Source organism: Jingyaoa shaoxingensis (genome assembly GCF_014385005.1).
GTDB classification, from domain to species: Bacteria; Bacillota; Clostridia; order Lachnospirales; family Lachnospiraceae; genus Marvinbryantia; species Marvinbryantia shaoxingensis.
The window spans coordinates 1-1,881 of the sequence record NZ_JACRSZ010000050.1 but is presented as its reverse complement, the minus strand read 5'-3'; the positions used below and the strand labels follow the sequence as shown (position 1 = coordinate 1,881).

Genomic DNA, 1,881 nt, shown 5'->3' with positions numbered 1-1,881 from the left:
GTAGAGTAGGCGGATGAAAATTTCATCCGCCCCTCATCAAACCGTGCATGAGGTTCTCCCTCACACGGCTTTCCGACATTCTTCTTTCTACAGCATTACGTCATGCTCTAGCCATTTTCTTTAATCCTTTTTCGTAAATGCTATTTCTAACAAATCCCACTCTTGACATATGTTTACGCCTTTGGTGTTTCTTGTTATACCATCTTGTAAAGGTACAGATAATGTACCAGTCTAGTGCCTGCATCCATTTTTCATTTGTTTTGGTGGAATAATAATTCTTCCAACCTGTGATTTTCGGATTTAGATTCTTTATTAAATCCTCTTCCTTTGCAACTAACAGGCTTCGACCGTTTACATTCTTTTTGATTTCTGCTTTCATCTTCTTCATGGCTTTCCTGCTCGGGTACTGATAAGTTTCTTTATACAATTGTCCTTTGCTTGTTTCCGTTGTCATTCTTCTGTGGTGCATTCCAAGAAAGTCAAATCCCTCTTTTCCGTCCCACATGCTGACAATCTTTGTTTTTACTGGGTGTAGCTTTAAATCCAGTTTTGCCATGATGTACTGCAATAAGTTCAGTGCGTGATTTGCACTTTTCTTATTCTTGCAGATGATTACTGTATCATCTGCGTACCTTACAAGAATACCGTGAGTAAGTCCATACTTTTCCCACAGTCTGTCCAGTGTATTTAAGTAGATGTTTGCCAATAACGGAGATATAACTGAACCTTGGCTTGTTCCCAGTTCAGAAATTGTCAGTACATTTCCGTATAATACTCCTGATACTAGCCATTGTCTTATCAGCTTCAATATCCTACGGTCTGATATTCTCTGCTCTACCAGTTTCATCAGCTTATCCTGGTTTACGTTATCAAAGAACTTCTCAATATCTGCGTCTACTACATAATAGCCCTTGTTGTTACACGCTTTCCTTACCACTTCCAGTGCTTGCTTGGCACTTCTTTTCGGTCGGAATCCATAGGAACAATCTCTAAAGTCAGCTTCGAATACTGGCTCTATTGCTATCTTGGTAGCCATCTGCACAATTCTGTCCTTGACTGTTGGTATTCCAAGAGGTCTTTCACTTCCGTCTGGTTTTGGTATCATAACTCGCTTTACTGGGGATGGTTTGTACTTTCCATCCATCAGTTCCGATTTGATTTCTGACAGGTATTTTTCAATTCCCATCTCTTCAATATCTTCGATTCTGATACCATCTACACCACTGGAACCTTTGTTAGCTTTTACCCTTTTCCATGCTTCAAAAAGTATATCATCCCGATATACCTTATCGTAAAGTGCATGAAATCTTCGGCTATCACATTTCTTGGCTGTCAGATATAGTTTGTTTTGAAGTTGTCGAACTTTTTCTTTGGAGTTGTTAGTCTGCATGACATTCTCTCACTCTTACCCTCTCTACAAACGTGAATGAAGCAAGGAACCTTCCCATAGACTGCGTTTTCTTGCACAGTCATTATCGGTACTATGTTCCTCTCCGACTCCCTCCCATCAGAAATACGATTTCGCCAAGCTTATACGCTTTCTTTTTACCTTTCGGTGATGGGTAGGGTCTCTCCAGTTCCGAACCACACTTTTCATACATACCGTTTCCTCTATACCGAGGGATTCCTCCGTGCTGCTTTCCAGTTTCTTCACACGTTCCATGGCTTTCACCCATATGCACAAGGTTCAGCTTCCCTTTGCTCTCTTTTCAGAGACCTTTTTAACGATACGGCAGAATTCACTTTATGTTACGGTCTGCATAATTGCTCGCCCCTCTTACCGAGGTTACTTTATCCACTCGCTTAGTACCCTGCATTACTGCAACGCACCGAGTTTAGCTACACGGCTCACTGGCGATTACCGTGACCGGACTTACACCG

1 protein-coding gene is annotated in these 1,881 nt (G+C 41.4%); it reads right to left on the bottom strand.

Annotation, left to right across the window (positions count from 1 at the left end; translation table 11 throughout):
- Positions 1 to 100 precede the first annotated feature (100 nt).
- Positions 101 to 1,390 carry a group II intron reverse transcriptase/maturase gene (ltrA, locus tag H8716_RS17385; RefSeq protein WP_249310221.1) on the bottom strand — a complete coding sequence of 430 codons (1,290 nt, stop codon included), beginning with the start codon at positions 1,388 to 1,390 and terminating at the stop codon, positions 101 to 103.
- Between the last annotated feature and the right edge of the window lie 491 nt (positions 1,391 to 1,881).

Coding starts and splice junctions, on each gene's coding strand:
- ltrA (WP_249310221.1), bottom strand. CDS start 1,390: ATGCAGACTAACAACTCCAAAGAAAAAGTTCGACAACTTCAAAACAAA.